A 19,183-nucleotide genomic window follows, 5' to 3' on the forward strand; every position below is an offset into this window, starting at 1 on the left:
GGGTTTTTCGTCCAGAGTTCAGCCCAGAGTCGTAAGTCACTGGTTGGGAAAGGTGTGAGTTATGGGATTTTTTCTACGTCGTTTATCGTTCTACCTGGTTGCCTTGCTGTTTGCAGCCACGTTGAACTTCGCAATTCCCCGGGCGATGCCCGGCGATCCGGTGACAATGATGTTTGCCAATGCTTCCGTTCAGGTGACTGCCGAGCGTATCGAAGCGATGAAAAAACTGCTTGGTTTTGATGAAGCCCAGGTCTGGTACCAACAATATTTCACCTATATCAAAAGTATCCTCAACTGGGATCTGGGTATTTCAATCAAATTTTATCCGCAGACCGTGACCGAAATATTGGGCGGGGCGGTCGGCTGGTCAATGTTCCTGGCAGGTTCTGCGGTCATCCTGGCCTTCTGCATCGGCTCTGTGCTGGGTATTTTCGCCGCCTGGAAGCGCGGTAGTAAATATGATGCCTTTGTGTCTCCCGGTATGCTGGTGATTCAGGCCGTTCCGCCTGTGGTGATTGCCATGCTGGTGCTGTTCACTTTCGGACTTGGCCTGAAATGGTTCCCGACCAGCTATGCCTACACGCCTGGTACTTTGCCAGACTGGACCAGCTGGGCCTTCTATAAAGACGTTCTGTACCACGCGGTCCTGCCGCTGTTGTGTGCCACAGCCATTCAGATCGGCGGCTTTTTGATCAGCATGCGTAATAACATGATCAACCTGCTCAACGAAGACTATATCACCATGGCCAAAGGCAAGGGACTGAATGAAAACCGCGTGGTTTTCAACTATGCCGCCCGTAATGCCATGCTGCCAAGCGTGACAGCCCTGTCCATGGCGCTGGGGATGGCGATTGGCGGTCAGCTGATTGTCGAGATCATCTTTAACTATCCGGGCCTGGGCACTGTGATGCTCAACGCCATTCACGCCCGTGACTATCAGGTCCTGCAAGGTCAGCTGCTGATCATGACACTGTTTATGCTGTTCTTTAACTTCCTGGCCGATCTGCTGATCGTGGCACTGGATCCTCGCCTGCGTAAGGGAGGCAAATAATCATGAAAGGTTTAATCAAACTACTCTCAAACAACAATAAAGCCCTGGCCGGCTTAATCATTATCAGTCTCTTTATCCTGGCCGCTGTGTTTGCCCCTTTGATCACGAAGCATGAGCCTGACCGCCGTACCGGCAATCCGCACGAGTATCCGGCCTTCATTGTGAAAGCAGCACAAAACGATCCCGACAGCTGGGTGGCGCAGAATCTGGCCGATAACAGCCGGACCCTGCGGTTATCGAAAAAAGCCGACCATGTCCTGGGCACCTCACGTATGGGCCGCGATATCTGGTCTCAGCTGGTTTACGGCGCCCGTACCTCTCTGGCGGTTGGTTTTGGTGCCGGTCTGATGGTCTGTTTCCTGGCCACGGTGATCGGTGTGTCTGCCGGTTACTTTGGCGGACGGATCGACGACACCCTGACCGCTGCGATGAATATCATGCTGGTGATGCCTCAGCTCCCCATTTTGTTCGTCATCGCCGCCTTTATCGGCCAGGCCGGACCGCTGACAATTGCCGTGGTCATCGCCCTGACCTCCTGGGCATGGGGCGCACGAGTGGTCCGGGCGCAAACCCTGTCACTGCGCGAAAAAGAGTTTGTCAAAGCGGCTGAAGTGCTGGGCGAATCTTCCTGGCGCATCATCTTTGTCGAAATTCTGCCGAACCTGATTTCGATTATCGGCGCCAGCTTCATCGGCTCTGTGATGCTCGCCATCATGACAGAGGCCACCCTGTCCTTCCTTGGCCTGGGCGATCCGAACTCGATCAGCTGGGGCGTGATGCTGTACAACGTACAGACCTCTTCCTCCATGCTGGTTGGCGCCTGGTGGGAGCTGCTGGCACCCTGCGTGGCCCTGACGCTGATTGCCATCGGACTGGCGATGCTGAACTTCGCCGTCGATGAAATTGCCAACCCGCAGCTGCGTTCACACAAAGGCCTGCGCCGCTGGCAGAACATGGCCAAGAAAAACCAACAGGCACAGCCTGCCACCGCGACGACCGTTCAGCCTGCACTGCAAGGAGGAGAGAAGTAATGACGACTCCACAAATTTCAATTCGCAACCTGTGCGTCGACTATATTACCGACGCCGGTGATGTCCGCGCCGTCAACGATGTCAGCTTTGACATTGGTAAAGGTGAAGTGTTCGGGCTGGCAGGTGAGTCTGGCTGTGGTAAATCCACCGTTGCCTTTTCCCTGATGCGTCTGCACAAGCCGCCTGCGTTTATTACGGGTGGTGAAGTGCTGTTCGACGGCCACGGCGATATCCTGAAATTCAGCGATCAGAAGCTCAACAGCTTTCGCTGGAGTGAGGTTTCTATGGTCTTCCAGAGTGCGATGAACGCCCTCAACCCGGTACTGACCATGGAAGAGCAGTTCTGCGATGTGATCATGCGTCACACCAACATGACCCGGGAGCAGGCCGTGCGCCGCGCTCAGGGGCTGCTGGAGATCGTTGATATCCACCCGGACCGACTGAGTGATTTCCCACACCAGTTTTCCGGCGGTATGCGCCAGCGCCTGGTGATCGCCATTGCCCTGGCACTGAACCCCAAACTGATCATCATGGACGAACCGACGACAGCCTTGGATGTGGTGGTCCAGCGCGAGATCCTGCAAAAGATCTATGCCCTGAAAGAAGAATTCGGCTTCGCGATTTTGTTCATCACCCATGACTTGTCTCTGATGGTCGAGTTCTCTGATCGCATCGGCATCATGTATTCCGGTGAACTGGTCGAAGTCGCGCCGTCAAAGCAGATTCTGGAAACCCCGTACCACCCTTACACCCAGGGGCTGGGCAGCTCGTTTCCACCACTGACCGGGCCCAAAACCCGTCTGACCGGCATTCCGGGCAATCCGCTCAACCTGCTGGAAGTGCCTCAGGGCTGCCGTTTTCAGGCGCGCTGCAGCCAAGCGCACGACGCCTGCTTCTCGCAAAGCACACAGCTTCGCCAACTGGAACCCGGCCGTTTTAGCAACTGCCACCTGTACAACAAGTGATAACAAGAAGGATCGGAGGCAAAATGAGCAATCCAGTCGGAACACCCATTATCGAAGGGAAGAACCTGGTCAAAGACTTTTCGGTCAACAGTAACTCGCTGAAAAAATCCAAGATGCGGGCACTGAATCAGGTGTCGTTCAAAATGTACAAAAGTCGCGGTCTGGCCGTCGTGGGAGAATCCGGTTCCGGTAAATCCACCACTGCGAAAATGATCGCCAAAATGTACGAGCCCACGGCAGGGGCAATCGAGTATTTTGGTCGTGATATTCAGGACATCACCAAAAAAAGCGAGCTGATGCAGTACCGTCAGGGGGTACAAATGGTCTGGCAGGATCCGTTCGGATCGCTCAACCCGACCCATACGATTTTTCACCATCTGGCCCGTCCCCTGCTGATCCACAACAAAGTCAGCCGGGGCAATAAAAAAGAGCTGGAAGAGCGAGTCTATGAACTGCTGGAGCAAGTCGGGCTGATCCCGCCCAAAGCCACAGCCGAAAAGTACCCGCACCAGCTCTCCGGCGGACAGCGTCAGCGCGTCAACCTGGCCCGCAATATCGCGGTCGGCGCCGAAGTGGTGCTGGCCGATGAACCGACCTCCATGCTGGATGTCTCGATTCGTGCCGGTGTCCTGAACCTGATGGAAGAAATGAAGTTTGAGCGCGAGATGGCGCTGCTTTATATCACTCACGACATCGCCACTGCGCGTTATATCGCCGAAGATCTGGCCGTGATGTACGTCGGCCACATGGTGGAATGGGGAGATACCGAAGAGATCATCCATCACCCGCAGCACCCTTATACCCAGTTGCTGGTCTCAGCGGTGCCGGATCCGAGCAAGTCGATCCATGAGCCGTTAGCGGGTAACAAAGGGGATATCCCGCTGTGGACACCAGACAGTGTCGGCTGTCCGTTTGCAGGACGTTGTGTCCATGCGACCGAGCAGTGCCGTCAACGCCTGCCGGAAGTCACACAGCTGGCAGAAAACCATTTTGTCCGCTGCTATCTGTTCGATAGCTGATGGCAGCTTAGGTCACGAATCACAGCGAACATCGCTGAAAAACCGATAATCACTCACAACAACAAGGGAAAGCTATGCAGTTGTTAATCAACCATCTCGGTTATGAACGAACAGGTCATAAAGTTGCCATCGTTCAGCATCAGGGCGCTTTATCCCTGACGCAGGCGAGCCTGATCCGCAGTGATGACCGACAAGCTGTGATGCAACTGCCGCTCTCTCAAAGCCAGCGCACAGATCAGTGGCACACAGGCACGGCAACGCCCATCGATTTCAGTGCCTGGCAGGAAGCAGGACGCTACCGGATCCGCTTCGGTGATCTTGAGTCTTCAGACTTTGAGATCGCAGACGGCTTGCTGATGCAGCGCACTTTCAGTGATGTGCTTCACTATTTCAAATCCCAGCGCTGTGGCGGCAAGTTTGATCAGCACGATCATGCCGTCCCGCTGTTTGGCCATCAGGACACAGTCGTCGACGCCCATGGCGGTTGGTACGACGCCTCGGGCGATGTCAGTAAATACCTGAGTCACTTGTCCTATGCCAATTACCTCAATCCGCAGCAGACGCCTATGGTGGTGTGGAATATGCTCACCGCCTTTGAGTCGCTGCAGGGTGATCCCGCTTTTGCGGATTTTTCCCGCGTCCGCCTGATTGAAGAGGCACTTTTTGGCGCGGATTTTTTACTGCGGATGCATGCACCGCAGGGTTATTTTTATATGACAGTGTTCGATAAGTGGAGTAAATCCACCGGGCAACGGGAGATTTGTAGCTATTCAACTCAGGAGGGCATCAAAGCTGACAGCTATCAGGCCGCTTTTCGTCAGGGTGGCGGCATTGCGATCGCCGCTCTGGCCGCTGCGGCCAGGCTGGTACGCAGTCCGGCCATGGAAAAACTGGATCTGGGCGAGATAAAACATACCGACGCCTATCTGGAATCTGCCCAGACCGCTTACTGGCATCTGAAAACCCACAACTGCCAGTATCTGGATAATGGCGAAGAAAACATCATTGACGAATATTGCGCGCTGCTGGCGGCGGTTGAGCTGTTCAAAGCCACCGAACAAAACCGCTATCTCAGCGAAGCCCGTGACTGGGCAGATCGGCTGGCTGCCCGTCAGCAGTCCGATCACCAGCAGCAGCATTACTGGAGCGCGAACGCTGATGGCAGCCGGCCATATTTTCATGCCGCCGAAGCGGGTCTGCCGGTCATCAGTTTGCTGCAGTATTTACCGATTGAATCGGATCAGCACCGCCTGAACGCCATAGAAGAAGTGCTGGACAATGCACTGCATTTTGAACTGAACATCACGCAATCGGCTGCGAATCCTTTTGGCTATCCGCGCCAGTATGTCAAAGCCGTGGATGGCGACAAGCACAGTGCGTTCTTTATTCCGCACAACAATGAAAGCGGCTACTGGTGGCAGGGAGAAAATGCCAGACTCGGCTCTCTCGCCGCCATGGCCTTCATGGCCGCCCCGGTTGTGCACAGCAGTGAGCTGAGCCAGCGGCTGAAAGATTACGGTCAGCAGCTCCTGAACTGGGTGCTGGGCCTGAATCCCTTTGATATGAGCATGCTGGACGGACACGGCCGCAATAATCCTGTCTATCTGCCTGAGCTAGGGTTTTTCAATGCCAAAGGCGGCATCTGCAATGGCATTACCTCGGGATTTGACAATGAAGCGGACATTGCCTTTGCGCCGCCGGCCCAGGCCAATGACATGCTGCAGAACTGGCGCTGGGGGAGCAATGGATCCCGCATGCCGCCTGGTATCTGCTAGCGATCGTGATGCAATGTAAGGAGCGCCACCATGGCTGATAATTTGCGTTTTCTGGTCGGTATTGACGGCGGCGGCACTTCTTGCCGGGCACGGCTTTGCGATCAAAACGGCCGGATACTGGCTGAAGCGAAAACCGGCAGTGCCAATATTCTGCTCGGCGCTGAAGTTGCTATGGCATCGATACAAGATGCGATTGCGACCGCCGCGGCAAAAGCCGGCCTGACCGATGGCGACTTTTCTCACATGGCTGTCGGTCTGGCCCTGGCAGGTGCTGAACATCGCAAAGCCTGGTACGACTTCATGGCCCAGCCGCATCCCTATGGCCGGATGGTGCTTAATACTGACGGCTACGGCGCCTGTCTGGGTGCCTGGAACGGGCAGGACGGCGCCATTTTCATTGCCGGTACCGGCTCTGTCGGCATTCTGCGCCGCGGCAAGGAGATCACTGTGCTGGGCGGGCGGGAATTTCCGATTTCCGATCAGGGCAGCGGCGCTATCATGGGCCTGCGGCTCATTCAGCAAGTGTTGCTGAGCATTGACGGCATCGTGCCTCAGACCGAACTGGTCCGCCATGTACTGGCGCACTTCGGACAGGATGTCGATGCGATTGTCGAATGGTCAAAAACCGCTCGTCCTTGTGATTATGGTCAGTTTTCGCCGCAGATTTTCCAACTGTCAGCGCAAAACGACAGCCTGGCGGTGGCATTGCTTCAGCAGACGGCCGCAGATATCGAGATGTGGCTCAACGCTCTGCTGGCACGCGGTGCAGAGCAGGTGTGTCTGATGGGCGGCATCGGCGAGCGCATCGCCCCTTGGCTGACCCCGCTATTCAACGCCGACTGGCTGCTCCGCAGGGAGATGCCATGGATGGCGCAATACTGATCGCCCAGGGCGATCATAACCTGTATCCATTATAAGGGGCTATCATGAGCTATCGCCTTGATTTAACTGTTATCAATCAAACCGATACGGAATCCCGCTTCGCGCTGACCTTACACAATCTGGGGGAACAGGCGCTGGAAGCCTGGTCCCTGGCTTTTATCCTCAGTCGCTGGATTGAACCGGCTTCGGTCTCTCGCGGCGTACTGCAGCAGATTGGCAGCTACTGTACCCTGTCAGCCTCAGACGCTGCCGCGCTGGCACCCAACAGCCATTTCTATACCGAGTTTTCCATCAAGACCCCGCCACTCACCCTGCATGGTGACGGCGTGATCGATGCCTGCCTGTATGCCAATCAGCAAGGCGAAGCACTGCCGGTCACTGTGACCCCGGTGAACCTCAAACACCCGGTGCAGGACAGACAGACGGTCGCCTTGCCTGCGCCCAAACCGATTAACCTGATCCCGGCTCCTGCCAGTCTGAAAACCTTGCCGGGCGAATTCCGTTTTACCCGCGATACCGCGCTGGCGGAATTTCCTGACGCCGCACAGGGCAGTGTGAACTGGCTGCAACAGGAACTGGCCCACTGGCTCGACACACCACTGCAGGTCAGCTCCGGCGGCAATATCCACTATCAGGCGCGCGCCGATCTGGCTGAAGGCGCTTACCATATGCTGGTCGAACACGATCACATCTGGCTCGAAGCCAGCTCAGCCGCCGGTTTCAGCCATGCCACAGCCAGTCTGCTGCAGCTGCTGCCCGCTCAGCCGGCGCATCAGATTGAGCACTCACTCAGCGTGCCTATGGTGGAAATTAACGATCAGCCGCAATACGGCCACCGCGGCATGATGCTGGATTGTGCGCGTCATTTTCACTCCGTTGCCCGGATCAAAAAACTGCTTGATCAGCTTGCCCGCTATAAGTTCAATACGTTCCACTGGCACCTGACCGACGATGAAGGCTGGCGCATCGAGATAGAAGCCTACCCTGCCCTGACTGAGATCGGGGCATGGCGCGGACCGCAAGAGCAGTTGGTTCCGCAGTTTTCGACCGTTGATCGCCGTTACGGCGGCTTTTACACCAAGCAGCAAATCCGGGATATCGTCGCCTATGCGGCTGATCGCGGCATTCAGGTGATCCCGGAAATCGATATTCCCGGCCATTGCCGGGCAGCCATTAAATCGCTGCCGGAGCTGCTGGTTGATGAAGCGGATCGCTCGCAGTACCGCAGCATCCAGAATTATTCGGACAACATTCTGTCACCGGCTCTGCCTGGCACTTACACCTTCCTGACCACTGTGCTGGATGAAGTCTGCGAGTTGTTCCCGGCCCCTTTCCTGCATGTAGGGGCAGACGAAGTGCCCAACGGGGTCTGGACCGACAGCCCGGCGTGTCGCGAGCTGATGGCCGCAGAGGGCTATGAAGACCCGTTTGAGCTGCAAGGCCATATTTTACGCTTTGTTGAAAACTACCTGGCCCAAAAAGGCAAGCGCATGCTCGGCTGGCAGGAAGTGGTCAAAGGCGACAAAGTCAGTCAAAACACCATCGTGATGCCGTGGATGAATGAGCAAGCCGGACTGGACTGTGCCGGCAACGGCTACCAGGTGATTATGCAGCCCGCGCAGTACACTTATCTGGATCTGGCGCAGGGACATGCCGCCGAGGAAGCCGGAGCCAACTGGGCCGGGATCTTACCGCTGGAAACCGTGTACAGCTATCGTCCGCTGGCTGAGCTGGAGCCAAACGATCCCAGACTGAATCAAATCATGGGGATTCAGTGCGCGTTATGGTGTGAGCATGTCTACAGCCAGGCAAGGTTTGAATACCTGCTCTATCCTCGCCTGCTGGCGGTCAGTGAAGTGTGCTGGTGCCCGCCGGATCAGCGTGACTGGGATGATTTCAGAGCCCGCCTGCATGGCCAGCTGCACTATTTAGACCGGGTGGGAGTGAACTACCGTCAGGGTTAACAGAACATGTCCAGAGCCCGTCACAGTGGTGAGCTGCGGGTGGGTTCTGTCGTGTGTCGTGAAGTGTCTTTTACATCCTATATGGTTGTGTTGGCAATAAGTTCGGGGACCTTTGGTCCCCTTTTTTACCTCTGCCACCGGCCGGATGATTGGCTCGGTGTGGCGTAAATCACCCGCACTCAGGGCCGTTAAATACTCTCGCCCAGCTCAATTTTCACATCCAGGGTAATCACCTTTTCTGCCGCCGGCTCGCCACGCAGCCGCTGCAGAATCTGCTCGGCAGCGACATAGCCAATCCGTTCACGCGGTGTGATCACAGTGGCCAGACGCGGCACCATCACCTGACTGATGTCATGGCCGTGAAAACCGGCTACCGCCATTTGCGCCGGCACCTGAATCCCTAACCGCTGGCATTCATAAATCGCCCCGATGGCCAGGTCATCATTGGTACAGAAAATACCGTCGGCATCCGGATATTTTGCCAATGACTGCCGCAATAAACCGGCGCCTAAGCTGAACGAGGAGGCTTCCTCGGTCTGAATGCTGCGTGGCACCAGCCCGTGTTTTTGCATCACCTGCTGATAACCGGTAAAGCGCAAGTGGGTCCGGGCATCCATCCGGGCAGCAAAATACACAATATGCCGGCGACCGCGGGCGATCATCTGCTCTGTCATCGCCTCTGCGGCGGCCTGATTATCAAACCCCACCGCCTGAGCAATGGCCGGGGAAACCGAGTCCATGATTTCCACCACGGGCACCCCGGCTGTATCGAGCATTTTTCGCGCCCGTTCGGTATGCACACTTTCTGACAGAATAATGGCATCCACATTGTAGGACAGCAGGGAGGCGATGTTTTTCTCTTCTATTTCAGCGCTATAACCATAGTGTGCCAGCATGGTCTGATAGCCGGCAGGACCGGTGACCTTTTCAATGCCCCGGATCACTTCAGCAAAGACCTGGTTGGTGAGTGAGGGGACCAGCACGCCAATGGCATAACTTTTGGCATTGGACAAAATATCGGGGGCGCGATTGGGAATGTATCCCAGATCCTCGACAGCGGCGGCAATTTTGCTCTGCAAGGCCGCAGAAACCTGACTGGGATCGCGCAGGTAACGACTGACCGTCATCTTAGTCACTCCGACCAGGTTCGCAACATCCTGCAAAGTCGGGCGTTTATTTTTGGTTGTCATGGTATTTTTCATGTGTCGGGTTGGGCTCAACAGTCCCAAGATTACCACAAGCGCCTGTTGTGATTTGTAACCTGGCGCAAAAAGAAACAGGCCCTGAGGCCTGTTTGCATTACACTTTGCGTTGCACGCGCGGGGACTGACTCCAGCTCAGATGGAAAGCGTCCTCCTCAGGCTGGTCAATGCGCGAATAGCTGTGGGCACCAAAGTAATCGCGCTGGGCCTGTAACAGATTGGCCGGCAGCACTTCACTGCGCAGGGTGTCAAAGTATTGCAGCGCTGAGCTGATCCCCGGCATGGCCACACCGGCCAGGCTGGCAGCCGCAACCGCTTTACGCCAGTTTAACTGACGCTCGGTGAGCTGAGTGCGGAAGTGATCGGCGAGCAGCAGGTTGTCCAGATCCGGCTGCTGCTCGAAGGCGCGGCTGATATCCTGCAGGAAAATGGCGCGAATAATACAGCCGGCGCGCCAGATCCCGGCAATCACGGCGTAATCCAGCGGCCATCCCTGCCCGGCGGCGGTGGTTTTCATCAGCGCAAACCCCTGTGCGTAGGTACACAGCTTGGCGCAGTAGAGTGCATCATGCAGCTGGGCGATCAGCTCGGCTTTATCCAGGATCTCAGCGTCATCCGCGACCAGTGGCAGTGATTTGGCCGCCTGCACACGCAGGGACTTCATCCCGCTCATCGCACGGGCAAACACCGCCTGGGCAATCGTCGGCGCCGGACTGGCGACTTCCAGGCTGTTGACGGCCGTCCACAAACCTGTACCTTTTTGCCCGGCTTTATCCAGGATCATTTCCACCAGCGGCCGGTCGGAGTCCGGATCCTGCTGCTGCAAAATATCGGCGCTGATTTCCATCAGATAGCTGTTCAGTACACCCTGGTTCCAGCTGGCAAAGATCTCGCCTATCTCGGCGGCAGGCATTTTGAGCTGCTGACTGAGGAACTGATAGACCTCGCAGATCAACTGCATGTCGGCATATTCAATACCGTTATGGACCATTTTCACGTAATGGCCGGCACCATCCGGTCCCAGGTAAGCCGCGCAGGCTTCGCCCTGACTCAGTGGCGGTAACGGCTGACCCGCGCTGTCAACCTGCGCGGCAATCGCGGTCCACATCGGGCCAACCTGACGCCAGGCCGCGGCACTGCCGCTGGCCATCAAAGCCGGGCCATGGCGGGCACCTTCTTCACCGCCAGAGACGGCTGTGCTGAAAAACTGGAACTGGCCCTGAAACCGCTTATCACGGGCTAGGGTATCCGTCCACAAGCTGTTGCCGGTATCAATCACAGTATCTTGTGGTTCCAGTCCGGCCTCCAGCAAATCCGATATCACGGCATCGACCGCTTTTCCTGCCGGGACAGACAAGGCGATCACCCGCGGCGTCTGCAACGCCGCCAATACCTGATTCAGAGATTCGCAGGCTGTGAACGGCGCTTTCGCCAGCGTTTCAGCCTGCTGCTTTGTTTGCTGCACCAGGGAGGCCTGCAGATCAAAGCCGGCCACCGTAAAACCGTGTTCCAGCAGATTCAGCGTCAGGTTTCGCCCTATTACGCCTAAACCAATCATGGCAATATTGCACTGGGTGGATGTCATTCTTTTTCCTTTCCTGCAATCAGTGACTCAAAATCGCCCTGCCTGTTCAGGCCGGTGACAGTCGGGTGAGAATATCCTGCAGCACCTCGTGCTGAGACTGGCGGATATCGATAAACAGTGCTTCATCCTGCTCAGGCTCGACCAGAGTCGCAAACTGGCTTTCCAGCATGGCACGGCCGTTAAAATAGTGATCCGCACGTTGCTGATGCCGGTTCCAGATCGTGTCAAAATCCCCCTGAAGGTAGACCATTTCCAGCCCGTCGATTCCGGCGCGCAACTGGCGGCGGTATTCAGGTTTCAGCGCAGAGCAAGCCAGCACCGCATCGGGGGCATCCCGTAACAACTGATTGAGCCGCGCCAGCCACTCAGCCCTGTCTTCATCATTGAGCGGTACGCCCTCACTCATCTTGCGGACATTGTCCGGCGAGTGAAAATCATCACCATCAAAAAACTCAGCCCCAGTGCCGTCGCCAGCGTGCTGCCGATCAGGCTTTTACCGCACCCTGATACGCCCATTACAATTATCTTTTTTGGTTTCATCGCCATTATCCCAGCCCTGCTCACAGCGCAGGGCAGTTCCTTATTGTTCTTGTTATTGTCTTAACGCCACCACAGCGCAAGCTGCGGGAAAACAATCACCAGCGTCAGTGCAATCAGCTGAAGACCGATAAAAGGCAGCAAAGCGCTGAAGATTTCGCCTAAACTGATATCTTTTGGCGCCACCGATTTGAGATAGAAAGCTGCCGGACCAAAAGGCGGAGACAGGAAAGAGACCTGCATGTTGAGGCAGAACACCACGCCGAACCAGATCGGATCCATGCCCAGCCCGGTAATAATGGGCACAAAGATAGGCATGGTCAGCAGCGCAACCCCGACCCAGTCCAGGAACATCCCCAGTACCAGCAGGATCACCATCATGATCAATAAGGTCATGGTCGGACTGCCGCCACTGAAGGCCAGAATGGTTTCTTCAACGAAATCAATGCCACCCATCAGGTTGTATACACCGACCAGCGCACTGGCGCCGATGCCAATCCACATGATCATGCCGCAGGTACGCATAGTCGCAATGGCACTGTCTTTGAGCATGTTCCAGCTCATTTCGCGCCGGATCACAGCGCTGATCATAATGCCGACCACACCCAGCGCAGAGGCTTCCGTAACTGACGCCACACCGGTGTAAATACTGCCGAGCACGACACCGACCGACAGCAGCGGAAAAAATAAAGCTTTGAAATAACTGATATCCCTGGCGGCATCTTCCGCCAGCTCTGCCTCGGTTGGCAAAGGGGCCAGCGCCGGATTGAGCTTGCAGCGGATCAGAACATAGCCGATGTACATCAGCGCCAGCAGCAGGGCGGGCAGGAAAGCCGCTTTGAACAGATCGCCAATCGACACGCTGGCCGTCAGACCATAGATGATCAGCACAATACTCGGCGGCAGCATGGTGCCCAGCGCGCCGCCGGCGCAGGTGGTGCCAATCGCCAGCTTGCGGTCATAGCCCAGACGCAGCATTTGCGGCAATGCCAGAATACCCAGCAGCACGGTTTCGCCGCCGATCACGCCCGACATGGATGCCAGCACCACGGCCACCAGCAAGGTCTGCACCGCAACCCCGCCACGGACACGGCGGCCGACGGATTTCATGGCATCAAACAGATCGCGGGCGATGCCGGAGCGATCCAGCAGCGCCGCCATCAGCACGAACATAGGCACGGCGAGGAAAATATAGCCGTCGACAAACGAATACATCCGGCTGGTGACCAGCGGCAGGGCATCCGGACCAAACCAGCCCAGGGTAAAGATCAGTGCCACCAGGCCGGTGACAAATGCCAGTTGCATCCCGGTCAGCAGTAAGGCAATCATCAGCCCCAGCATCAGCAGGCTGCCGTAGCCGATCCCCATTGACGATAACTCAAACATCTTTCTTCCTCAGTCCACGGATTTCAGCGATCAGGTGCAACAAAAACTGCACAGACAATACACACAGGCAGATAAAAATGATCCCTTTGAGCAAAGCGGGAAACGGAGGATTCCAGGCTGAGCCTGAGGTTTCCAGACGCATTTCGCCCCAAGGGGTGAGCCAGGCTTCGCGGGCCATGGTGTACGAGGCCCATGACATCAGCACGGAAAACAGCAGTCCCATCAGATGATGGAACACATTGAGGTACTGACGCGTGCGGGGTGACACCATGTCGTACAACAGCACCACACGCACGTGCTTGTTGGTCGCCATGGCATACAGGCCACCGACAATAAAGAGAGAACCGCCAAGAAACGACGCGGTTTCATGCACCCAGATCGTCGGAGAATCAAACACATAGCGCATCAGTACTTCATAAAATGAAATGATCACCGTAAAAATAAACAGCAGGCTCAGCGCATTGCCTATTTTGACGATGGCCGCATCCAAGCCATTTTTCGGCTTGTCCTCATCATGTTCTGCGGGGGTTGGATTGGTATTCATGACAGTTCACAACTCTTGCTACATCAGATACAGAGGGCTGATGGCAGCCCTCTCACAGGGGGATTCATGGTGCGTGTCAGACTAGCTGTTTGAGGATTACAGCAGTGCGTTGTCTTCCAGGAACTTCGTCACAGATTGGTAGACTTTCTCTGCATTTGGCGACTTTTTGGCGAAGACTTTCCATTGCTCGCGGGCGATTTCACGGAACTTCTTGCGCTCTTCGTCCGACCAGTTGTGAATGGTGATGTCCGGATTCGCCTGCGCTTCTTTCACTGCCTGCTGATCGGCGATCTTAAGCTGCGTGGTCATGTCATAGGCAAAGTCACGCACCGAAGTGGTCAGGATTTCCTGCAGATCCGCTGGCAGCTTGTCCCACTTTTTCTGGCTCATCGAAATATCGATCAGCGGCAGAGAATGGAAACCCGGCTGGACCGGATGTGTGGCCACATCGTTCATACCGGCTTTCTGGTTGGTGGAAAAGACAGTGTAATCGGCAGCGTCTATTACGCCTTTGCTCAGACCGGTAAAGACTTCAGAACCCGGCAGGTTGACCGGCGAGGCGCCCGCGGCCGCAAACACCTGCTGCACCAGCCCTTCCGGGGCACGCAGTTTCAGGCCTTTCAGATCGGCCACGCCATTGACCGGCACTTTAGAGACGAAAGACTCCACCCCAGTCGTTGAACCGCCAATGAATTTCACCCCATAAGGCGCATACAGTTCAGTCATCAGCTGATAACCGCCACCGTAATTGACGTACTGCAGCAGCTGAGTGGTATCAGACCAGGCGCCGACTGTGTTACCGATCAGGCCGAACGCAGGATCTTTACCGGAAAAATAGCTGGTTGCTGTGATGTGGCCGTCCAGGATCCCCAGTTTGATCGCGTTCAGAGTTTCAGTGTGTTTCACCACACTGCCCACAGGCAGTAAGTCAATGTCGATACGGCCGGCTGACATTTTTTCAACGCGCTCCGCCCAGGCTTGCTGAACCTGAAAGTTTTTATCGCCCGCCGGGTCAGACGACTGGAATTTAAAGGTGTAGTCAGCCGCCAGTGCGGAAGCAGTAAAGGTGCCGGCCAGTGAGGCAGCGAGCAGAGTACAGGTGAGCTTTTTCATCAGGTACAGTCCTATTGTTATTCATCACGTCGTTGTCGTTAATGACCGGCTGTTTGTTGTTATGTTACCGGTAACTTTGAGCACAAATGCTAACAGAGAAAAAGAAGGGCTGTCTTTGAAGATCATCACAACAATGCCACCTGATGCGATCTGATGTCGTTTATCCGCTGTCACGATTTTTTGTCTTAAGGTAAGTAAATGATTGAACTGTAATTTACCGAACCAAGGTCATATTTCATTATTGTTTTGTAAATCAATAGTTTTGTATCACATGCTGAATTCGTTAATATATGAGCTTACGGACTTATGGAAGGGGTTGATTATGCGTATCGGTGTATTAATGGGTGGGGAGTCGAGCGAGCGGAGTGTATCACTGCGCTCTGGCCAGGCCGTCTGCGAAGCCATTGGTGAGTTAGGACATGAAGTAATGGCGATTGATCCCGACAGCCTGCACGGCACCCTGGAAGCATTACAGTCGGTCGACAAAGTCTTTATTGCCCTGCATGGCAGCCTGGGAGAAAGTGGCCATATTCAGGGGTTGCTGGACTGGCTGAAAATTCCTTATACCGGCAGCGGCCTGGCCACCTCGGCACTGTGTCTCAATAAGCTGCGCACACGCCAGATATTGGCCCAGCACGGCTTTCACTATGCCAAGTGGGTCGCCGTTCATCGCCAGCAATCGCTGCAAGAGATTCAGTCGGCAGCCAATGCCCTGGGCTACCCTTTGGTCGTCAAACCCAGCTCTCAGGGTTGCAGCATCGGGGTATCGAAAGTGGACTCTTATGACCAGCTGGAAGCCGCAGTGATGCAGGCCTTTGAATACGACCACGATATCCTGCTTGAGGCGTTCATCTCCGGCCGGGAATATACCTGCGGCATTCTGGGTGACACCGCACTGCCCGTGGTGCAGATTCGCTCTGAGACTTTCTTTGACTGGACAGCCAAGTTCGGCGCCCAGACTGCGACCTATCATTGCCCCAGCGATCTGAACACCGACACCGAACGGGCGATTCAGCAACTTTCACTGTCCGCCTTTCAGGCATTAGGCTGCCGCGGCTGGGCCCGGCTGGATGTGATTCTCGGCGACGACGGCAAGCTCTACCCCATTGAAATGAATACCTCACCTGGGATGACCCAGCGCAGCGTCTTTCCGATGGCCAGCCGCGAAATCGGTCTCGACTTTCCCCGCACGATCGAGCAGATTCTGGCGCTGGCCACGTTTGATCCGGTGTAATCTATCAGCGGCCCGTCGCTGGCGCAGCGCGGGCAACTGGTGGCTAAAAGGCCACTTCCATACAGCGTTGTCCTTCAACAGCAAAGGCTACGACTAAGCCCTGTTCATCATTGAACTGATGCGTCACACTGACCGATTTTCCCATGCGCAGGGCAATGAGCTGTTTCAGTTCATTCACCAGATTTTGCTTCTCTTCTGCACTCAGCGTTGTCACTTTTGCCATCAAAACACTCTCCTGACTAAGTTCATTACTGCTAGTTAGGGCGACGGAATCTTAGCGATCAGAAAAAGAATTGCCTGCCCGCCTCCAGACTGACCACTGATTCATTTATTTTTGGGACGATTGTCCTGATTATCCATCCGTGCCCTTGCCCTGAATGCGCTTATTCAACACTCACATTATTACACTTGATTCACATCACAAAACGCACGCTTGCTCGCATTTAACTGACGTCGTCGTACAAAACGTGAACTAATTTCGAATTACAGCAGCGTCGCTTCTACGAGGCAAACCATGAAACTGCAGCAAAAAATACTCACCGCTTTGCTCCTGTCAGGACTGGTTCCGGCACTGGCTATGATGATCATTGCCACCTATCAGGCCGGAGACTCGCTAAAACTGCAGGCCTATAACCAGCTGGAATCATTACGGGAAGTAAAACTGGACGCGGTAGAGCGTTACTTTTCCGCACTCAATCAGCAAATTACACTTGAAGCCAACAACCCGTTCACGGCACAGGCCCTGGACGCTTTACGCCAGGGAATCGCAGCATTGCCGCCGGTCGATGAAACTGCGCGTCATCAGGTCAAACAGTTTTACGCCGAGCAATTCATCCCCAAGCTGAAGGCGAACGCGCCGGATCTTCAGGTATCGGCAGACACGTTATTTCGCCAGCTTTCTCCTGCCGCTGTTTCGCTGCAAGCCAGCTATCTGGCGAACAGTCCCTATCCTTTAGGTGAGAAGCAACGGCTCGATCAAAGCGGTGATTCAGCCTACGATCAGGCCCATGCTGCCTATCACCCATTCTTTCGGGAGCTGATTGAAACCTCAGGCTATTACGATCTCTTTCTGATCGATGCACAAACGACACAGGTGGTGTACAGCGTCTACAAGGAAGTGGATTTTGCGACCTCACTGAATCACGGCCCTTTCAGTGACAGTTTGCTCAGCCATGCCTTCCAGGCTGGGATGGCACTGGAGAAAGGCCAGACCGCGCTGATTGATTTCAGTCTCTATCTGCCCTCTTACCATGCTCCGGCCGGTTTCATCGCGGCCCCGGTTTATCAGGGCTCAAGTCTGTCTGGCGTGCTGGTCATTCAGTTTCCGATCGATCGCCTGACGGCCATCATGGGCGTGCGGGCCGGACTGGGTGACAGCGGGGAAACTTACCTTGTCGGGCCTGACAAGCTGATGCGTTCCAACTCCTATATCGATCCTGTGAACCACTCAGTACATGCTTCTTTCCTGCATCCTGACAAAGGCAGTATTGATACCGAAGCCGTGCGCCGCGCACTGGCGGGTGAAACCAATATTGATGCCATCAGCGATTATAAAGGCAACGCCGTGCTATCCGCGTTTGCGCCGGTTCAGCTCGGGGCCATTCGCTGGGTTATCGTTGCAGAGATCGACCAGGCTGAAGCGCTGGCCGCCATCAGCCAGCTCAACATCAGCGGTTTTTTCGTCATTCTGGCTATGCTGGCACTGATCATTCCTGCCGCCCTGCTGATCAGCCGCAGCATTACCAGACCGATAGGCGGAGAGCCTGAGCACATGGAACACATTGCCAGTGCCATTGCCGACGGCAATTTGCGTTTGGACATGAATGACGATAAACCGGCGACCGGGGTGTATGCCTCGATGAAAACCATGTCCGGTAAGCTGAGCGAGATCATCCATCAACTGAAAATCGCAGCCGGTCAGCAGCGCAGTGAAGCGGAGGCATTAGCCGCCAGTGCGGTGCAGACGGCAGAAACTGTCTCGCGGCAGGAGCAGGAGACCACACAACTGACGGTAGCTATTGATCAAATGAGCGCCACTGCCAAAGACATCTCAGGTAATATCGCAACAGTTGCCACGGTCAGCAACGAGGCCAACACCCAAGTGACGGACTGTGCTGGCTTGCTGATGCAAAGTACGGAAAGGCTGAGTGACATGTCAAACGACATGCAGGAAGCCAATGAGAAGCTGGGCCTGCTGCGCCAAAGTTCCGATGAGATCACCAAGGTGCTGGACACCATACGCAACATTGCTGAACAGACCAACCTGCTTGCGCTCAATGCCGCGATAGAAGCCGCCCGGGCCGGTGAGCACGGGCGCGGTTTCGCCGTTGTCGCCGAAGAAGTGCGGCATCTGGCGCAACACACTCAGGATGCCACCAGCGACACCGCCAGCATGCTGGAAACCCTGCTCAACCACGGCCGTGACGTCAGCGATGTGATGACCCGCAGCATTGATCACACCTACCGCGTCTCCGAACAGGCCACCCACGCCACTCAGCGCCTTCAGCAAGTGGTGCAATCGGTGGAACATATCGCTGATATGACCTCGCAGATCGCGGCAGCATCTGAGCAGCAATCCGCTGTGTCAGAAGAAATCAGCAATAATATCAACAACATTTATATGATGTCGCGCGACACCAGCAGTGCAGTTGAACAGATATCAGCCAGCAGCGAAGAACTGTCCGCCCTCTCTGCCCAGCTGGAAAAAATGGCAGGCCACTTCAAAGTGTAAGCACAGCCACCGCTGTCATACCGATCCTGATGCTCTCACACCCTACCAAGTGTGAGAGCACTCAAATTAATTAACAAAACTATCACATTCGTCATTTTGCTTATTCAACCTAAAAAAGATAAAAAACCCCTCCGAAATCGAATATTAAGTCACTTTCATTGATT

Annotated in this window: 13 protein-coding genes and 3 pseudogenes; 9 read left to right on the forward strand and 7 right to left on the reverse strand. The window is 55.3% G+C overall.

All coding sequences use genetic code 11. The features are described from left to right. The first annotated feature begins 61 nt into the window (after window positions 1–61). The 7 genes and pseudogenes from P4S53_RS21680 to P4S53_RS21710 all read left to right on the forward strand — a co-directional run bounded on the left by P4S53_RS21680 (window position 62) and on the right by P4S53_RS21710 (window position 8,687). Window positions 62–1,051, forward strand: coding sequence for an ABC transporter permease (locus tag P4S53_RS21680; protein WP_337114329.1), 990 nt, complete (start codon window positions 62–64; stop codon window positions 1,049–1,051). A 2-nt stretch (window positions 1,052–1,053) separates the two neighbouring features. After that, entirely contained in the window at window positions 1,054–2,082 is a 1,029-nt protein-coding gene (locus P4S53_RS21685; protein WP_337114330.1) for an ABC transporter permease, read from the forward strand. Continuing rightward, window positions 2,082–3,047, forward strand: a complete 966-nt coding sequence (locus P4S53_RS21690; protein WP_337114331.1) for an ABC transporter ATP-binding protein — start codon at window positions 2,082–2,084, stop codon at window positions 3,045–3,047. The genes P4S53_RS21685 and P4S53_RS21690 overlap by 1 nt, the downstream gene beginning before the upstream one ends. Window positions 3,048–3,070: 23 nt before the next feature. Next, on the forward strand, window positions 3,071–4,066 hold the full coding sequence (locus P4S53_RS21695; protein WP_337114332.1) for an ABC transporter ATP-binding protein: 996 nt from the start codon (window positions 3,071–3,073) through the stop codon (window positions 4,064–4,066). A gap of 74 nt (window positions 4,067–4,140) precedes the next feature. Continuing rightward, a pseudogene (locus P4S53_RS21700) lies at window positions 4,141–5,879 on the forward strand (glycoside hydrolase family 9 protein). Further along, window positions 5,872–6,758, forward strand: a pseudogene (locus tag P4S53_RS21705) (BadF/BadG/BcrA/BcrD ATPase family protein). The pseudogenes P4S53_RS21700 and P4S53_RS21705 overlap by 8 nt, the downstream one beginning before the upstream one ends. A 9-nt stretch (window positions 6,759–6,767) precedes the next feature. After that, entirely contained in the window at window positions 6,768–8,687 is a 1,920-nt protein-coding gene (locus P4S53_RS21710; RefSeq protein WP_337114333.1) for a beta-N-acetylhexosaminidase, read from the forward strand. Window positions 8,688–8,875: 188 nt separating this feature from the next. Here P4S53_RS21710 and gntR read toward each other — a convergent pair whose 3' ends face one another. The 6 genes and pseudogenes from gntR to P4S53_RS21740 form a co-directional block, all read right to left on the reverse strand. Continuing rightward, window positions 8,876–9,877 (reverse strand): gluconate operon transcriptional repressor GntR, encoded by a 1,002-nt coding sequence (gene gntR / locus P4S53_RS21715; RefSeq protein WP_337114334.1) that lies wholly within the window; start codon window positions 9,875–9,877, stop codon window positions 8,876–8,878. A 109-nt stretch (window positions 9,878–9,986) separates the two neighbouring features. After that, a complete protein-coding gene (gene gndA / locus P4S53_RS21720; RefSeq protein ID WP_337114335.1) occupies window positions 9,987–11,474 on the reverse strand; it encodes an NADP-dependent phosphogluconate dehydrogenase in 1,488 nt (495 codons plus the stop codon). Window positions 11,475–11,520: 46 nt separating this feature from the next. Beyond that, window positions 11,521–12,014 (reverse strand): annotated as a pseudogene (locus P4S53_RS21725) (gluconokinase). Between the two features lie 60 nt (window positions 12,015–12,074). Next, window positions 12,075–13,397 carry a TRAP transporter large permease gene (locus P4S53_RS21730; protein ID WP_337114336.1) on the reverse strand — a complete coding sequence of 441 codons (1,323 nt, stop codon included), beginning with the start codon at window positions 13,395–13,397 and terminating at the stop codon, window positions 12,075–12,077. After that, complete coding sequence (locus P4S53_RS21735; RefSeq protein WP_337114337.1) at window positions 13,390–13,941, reverse strand: TRAP transporter small permease subunit; 552 nt, start codon at window positions 13,939–13,941, stop codon at window positions 13,390–13,392. Before P4S53_RS21735 ends, P4S53_RS21730 begins: the two co-directional genes overlap by 8 nt. 96 nt (window positions 13,942–14,037) lie before the next feature. Further along, on the reverse strand, window positions 14,038–15,054 hold the full coding sequence (locus P4S53_RS21740; RefSeq protein ID WP_337114338.1) for a TRAP transporter substrate-binding protein: 1,017 nt from the start codon (window positions 15,052–15,054) through the stop codon (window positions 14,038–14,040). A gap of 322 nt (window positions 15,055–15,376) precedes the next feature. Between P4S53_RS21740 and P4S53_RS21745 the strand changes: the two genes are divergently transcribed. Then, on the forward strand, window positions 15,377–16,288 hold the full coding sequence (locus tag P4S53_RS21745; RefSeq protein WP_337114339.1) for a D-alanine--D-alanine ligase: 912 nt from the start codon (window positions 15,377–15,379) through the stop codon (window positions 16,286–16,288). Between the two features lie 43 nt (window positions 16,289–16,331). On the opposite strand, the gene P4S53_RS21750 is transcribed toward P4S53_RS21745, so the two are convergent. Beyond that, window positions 16,332–16,511 (reverse strand): hypothetical protein, encoded by a 180-nt coding sequence (locus tag P4S53_RS21750; protein ID WP_192015495.1) that lies wholly within the window; start codon window positions 16,509–16,511, stop codon window positions 16,332–16,334. 291 nt (window positions 16,512–16,802) lie between these two features. On the opposite strand from P4S53_RS21750, the gene P4S53_RS21755 reads away from it, so the two are divergent. After that, window positions 16,803–19,019, forward strand: coding sequence for a methyl-accepting chemotaxis protein (locus P4S53_RS21755; RefSeq protein WP_337114341.1), 2,217 nt, complete (start codon window positions 16,803–16,805; stop codon window positions 19,017–19,019). Window positions 19,020–19,183: the final 164 nt, after the last annotated feature.

Source organism: Photobacterium sp. Hal280, assembly GCF_037162255.1.
Classification (GTDB): domain Bacteria; phylum Pseudomonadota; class Gammaproteobacteria; order Enterobacterales; family Vibrionaceae; genus Photobacterium.